This window comes from Rhizorhapis sp. SPR117 (assembly GCF_021742065.1).
The window spans coordinates 1-13,382 of the sequence record NZ_JAKKIE010000012.1 but is presented as its reverse complement, the minus strand read 5'-3'; the positions used below and the strand labels follow the sequence as shown (position 1 = coordinate 13,382).

Annotated in this window: 14 protein-coding genes; 11 read left to right on the top strand and 3 right to left on the bottom strand. The window is 59.7% G+C overall.

Annotation, left to right across the window (positions count from 1 at the left end):
* Positions 1-65: 65 nt before the first annotated feature.
* The 3 genes from L3X40_RS06665 to L3X40_RS06655 form a co-directional block, all read right to left on the bottom strand.
* Positions 66-737, bottom strand: a complete 672-nt coding sequence (locus L3X40_RS06665; protein WP_158511740.1) for an NAD(P)H-dependent oxidoreductase — start codon at positions 735-737, stop codon at positions 66-68.
* Between the two features lie 59 nt (positions 738-796).
* On the bottom strand, positions 797-1,456 hold the full coding sequence (locus L3X40_RS06660) for an NAD(P)H-dependent oxidoreductase (RefSeq protein WP_066556937.1): 660 nt from the start codon (positions 1,454-1,456) through the stop codon (positions 797-799).
* 461 nt (positions 1,457-1,917) lie between these two features.
* Positions 1,918-2,064 carry a hypothetical protein gene (locus L3X40_RS06655; RefSeq protein ID WP_237364977.1) on the bottom strand — a complete coding sequence of 49 codons (147 nt, stop codon included), beginning with the start codon at positions 2,062-2,064 and terminating at the stop codon, positions 1,918-1,920.
* A 313-nt stretch (positions 2,065-2,377) separates the two neighbouring features.
* Here L3X40_RS06655 and L3X40_RS06650 point away from each other — a divergent pair, with 313 nt between their 5' ends.
* The 11 genes from L3X40_RS06650 (at position 2,378) to L3X40_RS06600 (ending at position 13,319) form a co-directional block, all read left to right on the top strand.
* Entirely contained in the window at positions 2,378-2,875 is a 498-nt protein-coding gene (locus tag L3X40_RS06650) for a winged helix DNA-binding protein (protein WP_066556940.1), read from the top strand.
* A gap of 324 nt (positions 2,876-3,199) precedes the next feature.
* The gene (locus tag L3X40_RS06645; RefSeq protein WP_066556942.1) at positions 3,200-4,126 is read left to right on the top strand and encodes a DUF7146 domain-containing protein; all 927 of its coding nucleotides are present in this window, start codon (positions 3,200-3,202) and stop codon (positions 4,124-4,126) included.
* Positions 4,127-4,251: 125 nt separating this feature from the next.
* Positions 4,252-4,548, top strand: coding sequence for a type II toxin-antitoxin system Phd/YefM family antitoxin (locus L3X40_RS06640; RefSeq protein ID WP_066556944.1), 297 nt, complete (start codon positions 4,252-4,254; stop codon positions 4,546-4,548).
* Entirely contained in the window at positions 4,545-5,057 is a 513-nt protein-coding gene (locus tag L3X40_RS06635) for a type II toxin-antitoxin system VapC family toxin (protein ID WP_066556946.1), read from the top strand. Before L3X40_RS06640 ends, L3X40_RS06635 begins: the two co-directional genes overlap by 4 nt.
* 56 nt (positions 5,058-5,113) lie before the next feature.
* A complete protein-coding gene (locus L3X40_RS06630) occupies positions 5,114-6,103 on the top strand; it encodes a HEPN domain-containing protein (RefSeq protein WP_237364976.1) in 990 nt (329 codons plus the stop codon).
* On the top strand, positions 6,100-7,023 hold the full coding sequence (locus L3X40_RS06625) for a HEPN domain-containing protein (RefSeq protein WP_066556948.1): 924 nt from the start codon (positions 6,100-6,102) through the stop codon (positions 7,021-7,023). The genes L3X40_RS06630 and L3X40_RS06625 overlap by 4 nt, the downstream gene beginning before the upstream one ends.
* Positions 7,024-7,098: 75 nt before the next feature.
* On the top strand, positions 7,099-7,254 hold the full coding sequence (locus tag L3X40_RS06620; RefSeq protein ID WP_158511741.1) for a hypothetical protein: 156 nt from the start codon (positions 7,099-7,101) through the stop codon (positions 7,252-7,254).
* A gap of 307 nt (positions 7,255-7,561) precedes the next feature.
* Complete coding sequence (locus L3X40_RS06615; RefSeq protein WP_158511742.1) at positions 7,562-8,095, top strand: RNA polymerase sigma factor; 534 nt, start codon at positions 7,562-7,564, stop codon at positions 8,093-8,095.
* Between the two features lie 2 nt (positions 8,096-8,097).
* Positions 8,098-9,090 carry a FecR family protein gene (locus tag L3X40_RS06610; RefSeq protein ID WP_237364975.1) on the top strand — a complete coding sequence of 331 codons (993 nt, stop codon included), beginning with the start codon at positions 8,098-8,100 and terminating at the stop codon, positions 9,088-9,090.
* 117 nt (positions 9,091-9,207) lie between these two features.
* Positions 9,208-11,754: a TonB-dependent receptor gene (locus L3X40_RS06605; protein ID WP_158511743.1), complete on the top strand. Its 2,547-nt coding sequence runs from the start codon at positions 9,208-9,210 to the stop codon at positions 11,752-11,754.
* A gap of 2 nt (positions 11,755-11,756) precedes the next feature.
* Positions 11,757-13,319: an Atxe2 family lasso peptide isopeptidase gene (locus L3X40_RS06600; protein WP_338331132.1), complete on the top strand. Its 1,563-nt coding sequence runs from the start codon at positions 11,757-11,759 to the stop codon at positions 13,317-13,319.
* Positions 13,320-13,382 lie beyond the last annotated feature (63 nt).

Below are 13,382 nucleotides of genomic sequence, written 5' to 3'. Positions count from 1 at the left end.
GGCGCTCGCGACCGCGACATCCTTATCGGATAGCCAACGCGTGCAACCGCGGAACGTCTCGGCGGTCAGCTACGATCCGAGACGGATAACGATGCCGATGCGGCGTGCCGTTCCGCCGCGAGCATGGCGCACACCTTTCTGGCGCGCTCATGAACTTCATAGAGAGACTGATCGACAAACCCTTTGTCGAGACCTTCAACGACACCGCCGAGGTGGAGATGCTCGCACGATTTCATGCCGAAGGCATGGAGGAGATACTTACCGATCAAGTTGCGCAGCGATTCGACTTGGCCCTGCTCGTCGAGCCAGACCTCGCGCGTTCCCGAGCTGGTAATGCTCAGCATGTGCCGTCCGCTAAGCACGCTTTCCCCGGCGCGATCCTGAATCTCATTCACAGTGATCCCCGCGCCCAGCACCCGGTCGATATAGCCCGTCAACATCGCCGGCGGCATCGCAAACCAGATCGGATAGACCAGTGTGTAGATGTCGGCTTCGGCGATCGCGGCGAGTTCGGCCTGCACATCCGGTGAAAGCGCGATCGCTTGCGCATGGGGTCGCTCATCCGCTTTCAGCGCCGGATCGAAGCCGATCGCGTAGAGATCGCGAACGATCGCCTCCTGTCCGCAGGAGCGGACGGTTTCGCAATAGGTCCGAACGACGCTGGCGTTGAAGCTGTTCGGATCGGGATGCGCAAGGACCACCACGTGACGCGGGTGGGCGGTGGATTGATCAGACATCGGTTTCTCCTTTCCCGGTTCGGCAACCCGACTTCTCGCCGGGTCAGCGGCCAGGATCATCACGTCGCAGTTTCGCCAAGAGCCGCGCGTTCGGCTGCGACGGCCGCGCAGATGCTGCGGGCGCGCTCGTCGACGACCCCGATATTCTGGTCGACATAGTCCTGCTCCAGGCCCTCGACCGTCTCGCCGAAATGAAGATCCTGGTAGTCCGTCATCGCGAAGGCATGCAGCAGATAGCGGCCAAGCACGTTGCGCAGGGATTCCATCTGGTCCTGCTGGTTGAGCCAGCGCTTGCTCGCCCCCGACGACGTGATGCTGACGAGCCGACGGCCTTTCATCAGGGTCAGAGCGGCGCGATGCTGGACGTCCTGCGGCGTCACCCCCGCTCCGAGCACCCGATCGATGTAACCCTTCATCATCGCGGGCGGCATGCCGAACCAGATCGGATAGACGAGAACGAAGACATCGCTGCCCCTGATCGCATCGTGCTCGGCCTCGACGTCATGGGAGAGGCTGAATCCCGGTCTGCCGGGACGCTCGTGATCCTTGAGGACGGGATCGAAGCCCATGGCGTAAAGATCGCGCACGATGGCTTCCTGCCCGCAGGCGCGCACGGCCTCGCAATAGGCATCAGCCACAAGGCCGTTGAAGCTGCCCGCAATCGGATGAGCGAGGATGACGACATGGCGCGGCTTATAGAAGGCGGGCTGCCTGGACATTAGAATCTCCTTTTCCCTCACCAAGCGCGGCTTCGTCCTGCTAGCGCCTCGCTCCTCATAACACGCTTGGGGATTCTACGGAGATGGCGACGCGCAGCACCGCGGCGATGCGTACCAGCGCCATGCACCAAAGTCTGATGGACTCGCCGCTCAACGTTCGAAGCTAGCACAGGCCCTGAAACTTCCGGCTTGTCCGACTCGAGGAAGAGCTCGAGGTCGCGTCAATCGATACGCGCCACCCTCCGCGCCAAACGGGACATCGGGCATCTGCGAAAGAGGGGGGTGGTGCAATCATTGATACACCCTGGAGTAAATCTCACTCGCTTCAGGAAGGAGCGAAGGCCGTAAGTATCGCGACCTCTCGCAGACACGACGAGTTCAAGCAAATGGGTCACGAAAAGCCCGAGACCGGCTTCGGTGCCGGCTATCAGACAATGTCCTTCTCCACGCCGGCGAGGCGCCTACGGGCCGATCCCAACGGGACAGTTCCAACCATCCGCGCCGCCGACCAGGAAGAAGCGATTTCCGATATGGCGGCTGTTCGCAGCCGGCTCGACGTCCTCGTGGACGATTTCATCGTGGAAGCTGCTGGCACAGGACCCGGACATCTTTCACCTGATCGAACGCGACGGGATACCGGCCGATCACGCAGCCTTGCTCGCCTATCTTCCCGTGACCCCGGAAGGCGCCCAGGCACTCGCCGAGGGCGCCTCCGGACAGCGGTCCAGATGTTACCGGTGATATGCACGCCGAACGAAGCCCCCGTCCCGAACGTGATTGGAGTCGGCCTGCCCCCTGACCCGTCCGCTGCGCCAGTCCGGTCGCAGAAAGGCCAGGATTAAAGCCAATGTCGGACCGTCCGACCGCGCACGGCCCCCACATTGCGAGCAAAAACCTACGATAGGCAGAGGAGCGGGGCGAATGAGCGAGGAAAGTGCCAACGCGTCCGGGTTGCGAGACAAAGGGAAGGGCGCCGGTAAAGACCTAGCGAAAAACGATCATTCCGATGGGCAGGTGCCTGATGACGAGCAGCATCTCTCGCCTGCACCGAACGACCCTGTCTCACATCCAGCTTATCTCGAAGGCGTGAGGATCGCGCACCTCTTCCTGTCGGCGCTGCGCCTGCGCGAGGACATCTTTGGCGAGGGCCTTTTCGCCGATCCAGCCTGGGACATTCTGCTCGACCTCCACGGTGCCGAGGCGCGCGAGGAGAATGTCAACGTCACCAGCTTTTCGCCCATGGCTCCGAGCACGTCGGCCCGCTGGGCCCAGATACTCTCGAAGAAGGGGCTCGTCGTTCGAACAAGAGACCCAAAGGACCGGCGCAGAATCCACCTCAGGCTCACTCCGCAAGGGCGTGCCCTCATGCGGACCTATTTCGACACGCTGATCCAGAGAGGAGCTGGCCTGACAAGGTAGAACCCGGCTTCGGCCCTTTTTGAGCGTCGAGCGGGACGCGGACGCGCTCGGCCACGACCGCCATCGGCAATTACCTCTGGCCCGCTCAATAGCGGACATTGGACACCGCTTCCACACCACGCTCTGTCCGGATCGATCAGGGTCCTGGAAATCGTCGCCAATAGCATCCGCATCATCGAATTCGAAAAAGGGCACCACCGTGCCCCATCTCCTCTGCCTGCGGAACGCGTGTCCTCCGGAAGGCGGATTTCGCCCAGTGCCGCATGAATTCGGCCGGAAGGAGGAAAGGCGGGCGGAGGAGTGCGAACGACCGGGAGTTCGCATGTGTCCCAATCTCTCCTCACCAATCGAAACCTCGAGCTCGAGGCTCTGGGGTCCGGTCTCGTGAAGCGTCTTGGCGGCGTCTGGTCCTCGGACAGAGGTATGTGCCTTTGCCCTGCGCATGACGACCGCAGTCCAAGCCTATCAGTCCGCATCGGCGACAGCGCGCTGCTCTTCAAATGCTTCGCGGGCTGCGACACGCGCGACGTCCTTCGCGCCATCCGTCGCCTGGATCGCAATGCCCTCCAATCACTTCCGTCCGAGGATCGCGCACCCACCAACCAAGATTCGTCATTTTGGCTGCGGCAGCGCGCGCTGGATCTCTGGGATGCTTCGATCCCGCTCGCCGGGACGCCGGCCGAGGAATATCTCCGGCGCCGATCGTTGCCGGCAGTCTCGCGTGCCTTGCGCTATAACCGCTATACGCCCCTTGGACGAGGCAAGATCGCTACCTTGCGTCCGGCCCTCATCTCCGCGCTGCACGAGAGAGGCAATTTCGTTGCGGTTCAGCGCACCTTTCTTGATCCCAGCGAACCTCGTCGCGCGCGGGATCTGGCTAATCCCCGCCGAATGCTCGGTCGTCCGCTGGGGGGCGCGGTCACGCTTGCCCCAGCCGGAGATACGCTCGGCCTGGCCGAGGGCATGGAGACGGCCTACTCGGCCATGATCCTTTTCGATCTGCCCGTTTGGGCGACGCTTGGAAACGAACGCCTTGCGGGCATCACGATCCCCGAGACCGTCACGCGCCTGCTGCTCCTTCCCGATAACGATCGAGGCGGAAGGATTGGTGCGACCAAGGCCGAGCAGGCCTACGGAATGCCTGGCCGGACGATCGAGACAATCTGGCCGCCGCCTCGTTTCAACGACTGGAATGACGTCCTGCGGAAATATGGGAAGGGCGGGCCGCAGGAGTTGCGCCGGGCCGCTTGAGCAGCTGGCATCCACAGGCAGGAAATACTCGGCCGACCCGGTCCAAGCAACGAGGTCAAATAGACGATTGATTCCCGAACGGTGCTCCGCCATATTCTAGTCATGCTGACTAGTAGGATGTGACTGTGGGAAAACGCGCTAATCCGGAGACGCCGGCGCCGCCAATTCGAACGCGGTGGCGGCTGCAGGATGCGAAAGCAAGGTTCAGCGAAGTCGTACGACTCGCACGCGAAAATGGCCCGCAGAGGGTAACCCTGCATGGGCGCGACGCGGTCGTGATCGTGTCGGCGGAGACCTGGGACAAGGAACGCGCGCAGCGTAGCGGCCGCCGTCTGGTCGACCTTCTGGCCGCTTCGCCGCTCGTTGATGTCGAATTCGACCGGCCGTCGGTGGACGGGCCGGTGAGGAACGTCCATCTGTGAGCGGCTTCCTGCTCGACACGAACATCCTCTCGGAATTGCGGAAACCTCGGCCGGAGGCCAACGTCGTCCGGTTCGTGGCTGCGCAGGGCGAAGATGATCTGTTCGTCTCGGACGTGACTTTTGCGGAGATCCGGTTCGGGATCGAGCAGCTGGCGGACGCGGATCGCCGGGCGCACATCGCAAGCTGGCTCGATCATGAGCTACGGCCGCTGTTTGCGGGCAGGACGCTTGCGATCGATGAGAACGTGCTGTTGCGTTGGCGGCTCCTTCTCGAGGCTGGGAGACGTCGCGGTCACGTTTTCGGACAGCTCGATCTTCTGATCGGGGCCTGCGCGGCCGAGAATGGTCTGATCGTGGTCAGCCGGGATGTAACGCATTTCAAGGCTGCCGGCGTGCCTGTTCTCGAGCCCTGGAAGGCCATTTTCATCCCTTCCAAGAGCGTCCCGATCAATGTCGACGATCTCGCGAATCCTAGCCTGTTGTCTAGCCTCCTGGCCCAGCGGGGGTGAAGCTTGACTATCGTTTCACTCCATCCCGCGAAAGCTCCACCAGAAGACCAGCACTGATGCGGACCGATCTGGATCATTTGCCGGCGGATCGACGACGCGAACTGGGGGATTTCGTGCTACGCACGATATTGACCGCGTTCGAGGATGCCCATGCCAGTTCGGTGACCGGCTGGAAGAAAAAAGGCCGCATCCACAAGATCGTGCTTTATGGCAGCTTCGCGCGCGGCGGCTGGGTGTACGAGCCCCACACCAAAAAGGCCTATTCGTCGGACTACGACCTTCTGGTCATGGTCAATCGCAAGCAGGTCGTGGACAATATCGCCTTCTGGTCCGCGTTGGAGGACCGATTCCTCAAGGCGCGCGCTGCCGGCCGCATAAAGAGCTTGCCTTCGATGATCGTCCACACCCGTCAGGAAGTTCACAGCGCCCTGTCCAGAGGCCGTTATTTCTTCATGGATATCGTGAAAGACGGTATCCTGCTGTACGATGCCGACGATGTAGAATTTCCAAAACCGAAACCTAAGACGCCCAGCGATAAAGTGGCATTGGCAGAGGAATATTTTGGAGAATGGTATCCGAGCGCCGGAGAGTTTTATGATGATTTTTCGCGCAATTTGGAATTGTCTCGAACTCACAAAGCCGCCTTCGAACTACACCAATGCGTCGAGCATCTCTACAATGCCGTGCTTCTGACCTTAACATTCTATGCGCCGCGCAATCACAATATAAAAGCATTGCGGGGAATGGCGGACAAGCTCGATCGTCGCCTCGCCTATGTTTGGCCAAGCGACTTTCATTGGCAGCGGGCTGCGTTCAACATCCTGCGCGATGCCTATGTCAAGGCACGCTACGCCAGACCGGGCTACAAGATCACGGTGGAACAGTTGCGCTGGCTGGGCGAGATCACGCAGAATCTCTCGGAAGCGGTGCGCATCGTGTGCCAGGAACATATCGCTGCGCTGAAGGCGGAGGCAATGCATTCGGTCGACGCGATACCTGTCTCGGTGCGCAATATCGATAGAGCGGTCGAGGAGGAGAGCGAATGAGGCATGGCATTGAGCATGTCGCAGTCACGGAGCGGCCCGAACTCGAACGCATAATCGGCATGATCCTTGAGGAGTTCGAGGATGTGCTGTCGCTCGCGCAGCAAGAATGGCGATCGAAGGGTCGGATCACAAAGATCGTTCTCTATGGCAGCCGTGCGCGCGGGGACTGGGTGGACCTGCATCACACCCATGTCGGGAAGCATTCCGACTGGGACCTGATCGTTATGGTCAATGATGAACGATTGACCGACCGCATCAAATATTGGCGCAACGTGACCGAGCGGCTCTATCGGGAATATCGCTTCACGCACAGACTGCGATCACCGGCCCATTATTTCGTATACACGATAGAGCAAATCAATGCATCGCTCGAGAGCGGGCGTTATTTTTTCATCGATTTCCTGCGTGACGGCATCGTCGTGTACGAGACCGATGACGCCGCACTCGTTGAGCCGAAACCCATGTCTCCCAAGCGCGTGCTGAAATTAACCCAGGAGTATTTCGAGGACTGGTTCAAAAGCTCGATCGAATTTTACGACGATTACATCGGGAACGTGGAAAAGGATCGGATCAAGAAGGCGGCATATGAGCTCCATCAATGCGTAGAACGGCTCTATCATTCAGTCCTGCTGGTCTACACGCTGTATACGCCCCACAGCCACAATATCGTCGAGTTGCGCAATGCCGCCGAATTGCACGATCCCGCGCTCGCTTCGGCATGGCCACGCGAAGAGGATGCGGATGTCGCCGCGTTCGAGAAGCTCCAGCAGGCTTATGTGAAGGCGCGTTACCCGAGGGACTATCACATTTCGGAGGAGCAGCTTGCCTGGCTCGGCGAGCATGCCGAGCATTTGATCAAACTCGTCGAGGCGAGCTGCAAGGCCCGGATCGCGCGGCTCGAGGACGACGCGCGCAAATAAATCGACGCCTTCGGCATAAAGCCGAGCCCCCAGACGTCGCTGCTTCCGCCCTAACTTTGTTTGCGGAGGTGCGAGATGGATGACCGGGTAGCGGCTGCGCTGGGTCTGATGGAGCGAGCGCTGCATCTGCTGGACGATGCGCAGAACTATGACGCCGCGGCCGAGTTGCAGCGTTTAATCGACGCGTTACGCGGTTCTGGGGACGTGGATGCAGGAGTCAATGAGCTATGACGGCGCGTTCCGACGCGACAGGGCAGCTCTCTTGCAATTCGCGGGAACCCTCAGCATGATTAGCTGGCAGCTCGGCACGTCGCTGGCAACCGATGCTGTGGAACTATCCAGCGAGGCACACACGCCGGTCTCTGACTGACAGGCGGCCGTTCCGGACCAGGGCGTCATTGCCCAACGGCGGCATTCCTCTGCGAGCTCGATGAGCCGGCGCCCGCCGGCCGATGGGTTTTGCCGCGCACGGTCCGGAATCGATGCATGAATTGCTTGGCAAATCTTTGCCACTCCGCTGCGTTGGGCGATGTTCGTCGTGAACGGCCCGCAAGATGGCGCCGCGCCTCGGCTGGTTTCAGAGGCACATGGCGACGCCATCGAGGCGCTGTTCCGCGTCGAAGGGCCTCGGCTGCAACGCTATATCCGCCGACGGTTACACTCGGGCGAAGATGTCTGCGATCTCGTTCAGGAGGCATTTGTGCGACTTGCCCAGGTCGCGCGTGAAGCCATGCCGGCGCGGCCCGCCGCCTATCTTCAGCGCATTGCAAGAAACCTCCTGATCGACCGCTCACGACGAGAAATCCACTCAGCCGTTCTTCGCGTCGTCCAGGACATTGCCGTGCCGGCAACGCAGGAAGACGGCTTGCGCCTGAACGATGTGATGCAGACTTATGAGGCCACATTGGCGGTCATGCCTGAGCGCACACGCACCGTGTTTCTGCTCTATCGGGTCGAAGAGCTGTGCTACCGGGAGATCGCGGCGCGGCTGGGTATCAGCATCCCGGCCGTACAGAAGCACATGGCGAAGGCATTGGAAAGAATAGCGCTTGCGTTGCTCGATGAGGCTTGAGAGTGCGATCTCCTGAACGATCCGCGTTGCGTGACGCTGCAACCTGGCTCGCGCGGATGAAAGGGCCGGACGCCTTGGCCTGGCAATCCGAATTCGAGCTATGGCTCGGCGCCGATGACCTGCACCGCATGGCGTACAGCCATATTGCCGAGACCTACAGTCTCGGCAAGAACCTCAACCCGACGAAAATCGAGTTTCTTGTCCAGGCGGAGGAGGAAACAAAGGCGCGCCGGCTGCGTCGCCTCGCGGCGATGGTCGGGCTGGCGATGGTCGTGATGACCCCACTCATCTATCTGATGCGTCCAACGACCATCGCCGAGCGTGGAACGGCTGCACCGCCGTCCCAGTTCTCGACGCGGATCGGCGAGATCCGTTCGGTCGACCTCGCGGACGGATCGATCGTCACCCTCGACACCAACACGTATCTGGACGTCGTATTCGGCCGGGATCGGCGCGAGCTGTGGCTCAAGAAGGGACGCGCAAGGTTCAACGTGGCACATGATGGACGGACATTTGTCGTCCACGCTGGCGCTGGCACCGTCGTCGCCCACGGCACTGTGTTCGATGTTCGGGTGGACGGCGCCAGGGCGATGGTTCGGCTCATTCAGGGGGCGATCGATGTCCACGTTCCGGGCAAGGTACAGTCGGAAGGCGTGATCCACAGGGCTTTGCCTGGACAGGCAGTCGCCTTCGATGACTCGCATGGTGTCGTTGCTGTTGCACCGTCCCAAGAGACGGAAATCGTTCAGACAACATGGCCAGACGCGCTACTCGATTTCGACGGCGCGACGCTGGGAGAAATGGCGGCGGAGGCCAATCGGTATTCCGACGAAAGGTTGATCATTGCCGATCCAGCGCTGGCGACAAGACGGGTCTCCGGCACATTCCGGGTCGGCGATCCGGAGAGGCTGGCCGATCGCCTCGCGATCCTTCTTGATGCTCGGGTCGGCCGAACTCCCGATGGCGATATCACGCTGAATGGACAATCCCGCTAAATTTAGGAGAGCAAGCGGTTAAAAAACCCAACCCTCTGCGTCGCATGCCCCTGAAAGGCCGGAAATTCATCCGGCCCAGCGTCATTCGGGGGACACATGGGGTTCAGGAAAGCGATTGTGAATGCGTTGCTTGGTTCGACGCTTCTGGCCAGCACGGCGGTTGCCGCTGCCGCCGAAGGGGAGCCGACGAGGCAGTCATACGATGTTCCCAGCCAGGATCTGGGCGCAGCTCTTCGCGCAGTGGGCAGGGCCGCCAATCGTGAAATCATTTTCGAAACGGATGTCGTTCAAGGGAAGCGGGCGCCTGCCCTTGACGGTTCATACACGACGAGAGAGGCGGTCGAACAGCTCCTCCGCGGTACCGATCTCGTAGCGGTCGAGCGAGGCGGGGCGATCCTTATCCGGAGCCGATTTCGGGAAGCTTCGGCGGAACTGAGTTCCAGTGGCGGCAGCTCCGACATTGTTGTCACGGGATCGCGGATCAGAGGCGCAGAATCCCCGTCAGCAGTCTACGAATATTCGGCAGCGGAAGTCAAACAGCAGGGCGTTACAGATCTGCGTGAACTGGCTTCGATCATACCACAGAATTTTACAGGTGGTCAAAATCCTGGTGTCGGGCAAGGCCCCGGTCTTTTCGGTAGCCAAAATGGGGATTCGTCGACGGCCCTCAATCTCAGAGGGCTCGGCCCCGACGCGACGTTGACACTCCTCAACGGTCGCCGAATGGTCTACGGCTCCATTACACAGGGAGTGGATTTCTCCAGCATTCCGCTCGCCGCAGTTGAACGAGTAGAAGTCCTGCCAGATGGCGCATCAGCGCTGTACGGTTCCGACGCTGTCGGCGGCGTTGTGAACATCCTTCTCAAGCGAAACTATCGAGGGTTGGCTTTTGATACGGCTATCGGGGCGTCAACCGATGGGGGGAATTTTACGCAAAATTATAGCGCCGTTGGCGGGACCCAATGGTCGGGCGGCGGCCTCGTCCTGACTGGGAATTTTGCTCGCAATTCGGCCATCACCGCCGGCCGGCGATCTTACACTGCCGCGATGAATCCGAACGCGACATTGTTTCCCATGATTCGCACAGTCAGTGTCGTCGCAAGCGGCCACCAACAAATCGGCGACGTCTTGAGTTTGAATGCGGATGGCTATTACACCAGCCGTGATACGGCGACGGACGCACCAAATCAAACCACCGGCCCTCTGACTGATTTCGGCGTAATCCTTCGATCGAAGAGTTGGACCTATGGCATCATGCCGGCCGCAACAATCGATTTATCCCCTTGGAAGATATCCTTGAATGGTGTCTTCGGTCGTAGCTTTTCGCCCATAGTTACTCGGGTATTTCTCCAAGGTTCGCAGCTACTGCGCAACGAAGTGATCTATGACAACGAAAATCGGGTCGTAGAAGCGGGTGCAGAGGGCCCGCTGTTCGATCTTCCCGGCGGACGAGTAAGGCTTGCTTTTGGCGGTGGATGGCGTCGCAATGAGTTGACAACGACCCGAGCGACGGTCGTCCGTCGCGGAGACCAATCAGCATATTATGGGTATGCCGAGCTTAATTTGCCCCTGGTGGGGGAGCAGAATGCCATGCCGGGCGTGGAGAAGCTTCGTGTAAGCGCTGCCTATAGATACGAGCGTTACGATGGTCTATCAAACGTGGGAACCCCGCGACTTGGCCTGATTTGGGCCCCCGTCCGCGGAGCTGAAATCAAATTGTCGTGGGGCCGTTCTTTCAAGGCTCCCACTCTCGCGCAGCAGCTTTCTATTCCTGCCGCCACGCTGCTGTCCGCAGCATCTGGCGGAAGTACGGTCCCGAGCGGACGAACCCTGCTCTCTCTCTCAGGCGGAAGCACGACGCTGAGGCCCGAACGCGCAACGAGCTTCTCAGCAACAATCGACATCCGCCCACCGACGTTACCCGGTCTCGCGGTTAGCGTGAGCTATTTCGACGTTCGTTACCGTGATCGCATCGTTGCGCCGGTCGGCTCGATCGAGACGGCGCTACTGAGTCAAGCCTTTGCTGAATTGGTCGAGTTCAGGCCGTCCCTGTCTGCGATTCAGGAGGCGGTGAGCGTTTCGCCAACGGGTTTGAACAATCAGACAGGTAGACCGTTCGACCCGGCCTCGGTATTTGCTATAATCGATGGCCGATTTCGTAACATTGCCAGCACATCTTACAGTGGCGTCGACGGATCAATATCCTATCGCTTGGAATTTGGATCGCGGAATTCCCTCTCATTCCGGGCCGATGCGTCATACCTAACCTCAAGCCGTCAGCTCGTTCCCTTGGAACCGAGCGTCCAACTTGCCGGCACGATATTTAATCCGCCGCGGTTCAGGGCTCGCGGCGGCCTCTCCTGGACAAATAGTGGGGGCGTGGGAGCGAATCTCTTCGCGAACTATCTAGGCAGCGTCCGCGATAACCGCACAGCATCAACTTATTCGACAGCCTCCATGACGACGTGGGATATAACCGCTCGATACAAGTTAAACGGAGAATCCAGCCGGTCCAACTGGGAAGTGCAGATGTCGGTACTAAATTTGTTCGATAGGAAACCGAGCTTTATCCGAACGACAAGCGCGCTTTTCGAGCCATATGATTCGACGAATTACTCGGCGATCGGCCGATTTGTTAAGTTCTCACTTTCTGCACAGTTCTAGTGATGTTCTCACTGGCGCTCATGCTTGCAGCGATGTCTGCGGTGTCGGCCCCATGTGCGTCGTCTTCCGAGTCCGGATCGTCGCGCAACGTCCAAGCGCGAGATTTGGTCTCATTGCGGGATATTGGAGGGATGGCTGATACCGAGCCTCCCTTCAGCATATCGCCGGACGGTCGCAAGGTCGCCTTGACCGTGCGCCAAGGAGATGCCGACAGGAACGTGTATTGCACCACGCTTTATATTATCGATATCCGCAGTCGAAAGATCGATCTTGAACTCCCTATCGATGGCGAGCCGATCTTGGGAACTTTCGACAGACCGCCAGTTGCAGATTTTGGCACCGGGGCCATCGAAACAATCATCCCGAGATGGTCCCCGGATGGTGAGAGGCTCGCCTTATTGCTGCGTCGGGAGGGCCGGACCCAGGTGTGGATGCTGCCAAGCGCCGGCGGTACTCTCGCTCTGCTCTCGCGCTCCACTGAAGATGTTCGTGGATTTCGTTGGAGCGAGACTGGCGCGCAAATAATATTCACTGTGAGGACACCCCCGCATCAGACGCAAGAGGGGCTTCAGGGCTATCGATACGATGATCGATGGTTACCAAATTGGGGACCGGCCCCCCGGCCTCCGGCAACCCCGTTTCAAACGTTCGCGATCGGCGTGGAGGGGCGCCATGACGTGCTGCCGATAGAAGCGGAACGCATAGCTGCAGAACCGCGTCGTCAACGTGCATCTACCGGCGCCGAGGCATGGATCGGGTCAAAGGATCCAAGGTTTGTGAATTCTGCCACCACGATCGTCATCCGCCGGAACGACGGAACCGAGATGACGTGCGCCGATGCCATATGTTCGGACGTGGAGCAGATCTGGTTCGGCGATAATGGCAGCACCCTATTTTTCCTTTCGCGCGCTGGGTGGGCACGCAGCCTGACGAAGATTTACTCCTGGCCGGTAACGCGCGCTCAACCACGCCTCCTATATCAAACTCGCGACCTCATCAGCGGATGTGCAAGTTCCCGAACGGATATCATCTGCGCCGCTGAGTCTGCAGCGGTGCCGCGACGGCTGATCACTATCGGCAAAGCCACGGGCGATCGCACGCTCCTGTTCGACCCCAATCCGCAATGGCATTCCCTGAAGGTCGGATCCGTAAGACATCTCGAGGATCGCAATCAATATGGTTTGCCGTACTTTGCTGAGCTTGTCCTTCCGCCCGGAACCGGCGAACGCCCGAAATTGCCGCTTGTGATCGTCGGCTATTATGCGCGGGGATTTTTGCGAGGTGGTGTCGGCGACAGCTACCCGATCTTCCCTTTGGCGTCCGCGGGCTATGCCGTTCTAGTATATAATCGGCCCGTCTACTACGGTCTCGCGCAGCCAGTGAAGACGACGGAGGAAAGCACCCGGATCGGTGTCACGAATTGGATGGACAAGCGCAGCGTTTCATCGGCGATACTAACTACCGTAGATCGTCTTGTTCGCGAGGAAATCGTTGACCCTAAACGGATAGGCATCACTGGATTCAGCGATGGTGCTGACAAAGCACGCTATATGCTAGTCACCTGAATCCGAAGTTCGCTTCATTGTTTTCTGGCAGAAGCGTTTGACGGCGGCGAGGATCTCGTCGGC

Bases quoted from the DNA above. Each gene is read 5' to 3' on its own strand.
- L3X40_RS06655 (WP_237364977.1), bottom strand. From the start codon at position 2,064: ATGTCCGGGTCCTGTGCCAGCAGCTTCCACGATGAAATCGTCCACGAG.
- L3X40_RS06650 (WP_066556940.1), top strand. From the start codon at position 2,378: ATGAGCGAGGAAAGTGCCAACGCGTCCGGGTTGCGAGACAAAGGGAAG.
- L3X40_RS06620 (WP_158511741.1), top strand. From the start codon at position 7,099: ATGGATGACCGGGTAGCGGCTGCGCTGGGTCTGATGGAGCGAGCGCTG.
- L3X40_RS06660 (WP_066556937.1), bottom strand. From the start codon at position 1,456: ATGTCCAGGCAGCCCGCCTTCTATAAGCCGCGCCATGTCGTCATCCTC.
- L3X40_RS06665 (WP_158511740.1), bottom strand. From the start codon at position 737: ATGTCTGATCAATCCACCGCCCACCCGCGTCACGTGGTGGTCCTTGCG.
- L3X40_RS06600 (WP_338331132.1), top strand. From the start codon at position 11,757: ATGTTCTCACTGGCGCTCATGCTTGCAGCGATGTCTGCGGTGTCGGCC.
- L3X40_RS06630 (WP_237364976.1), top strand. From the start codon at position 5,114: ATGCGGACCGATCTGGATCATTTGCCGGCGGATCGACGACGCGAACTG.
- L3X40_RS06625 (WP_066556948.1), top strand. From the start codon at position 6,100: ATGAGGCATGGCATTGAGCATGTCGCAGTCACGGAGCGGCCCGAACTC.